1 protein-coding gene is annotated in these 238 nt (G+C 52.9%); it reads left to right on the top strand.

Going from position 1 to position 238, the window contains the following annotated elements:
- On the top strand, positions 1-238 hold a 238-nt coding region (locus ACZ2V4_RS11915), incomplete at both ends, for a hypothetical protein (protein ID WP_490514980.1).

Consider the following 238-nt stretch of genomic DNA (forward strand, 5'->3'; position numbering starts at 1 on the left):
GTACTACGATGGCATTCAGGGCAAGAAGCCTAAGCTGCTCAGCGCCGATGATGTGGGCACTGTATTCGCTAGCACCGTCAGCGCCGACGAGCAGTTGGCCATCGACTTTATGGTTGCCGCGTACTCGCGCAATTACGCGGATGCCTATACAGCACTGCTCAATGTTCAAGATCAGTTCGGATTCGTGAAGAAGCTAGTGTGGATCGCGCAGTTCATCATGGGTATGGACGTGCTTAAT

It is taken from the genome of Macrococcus sp. CoH-51_TC_04 (genome assembly GCF_058188655.1).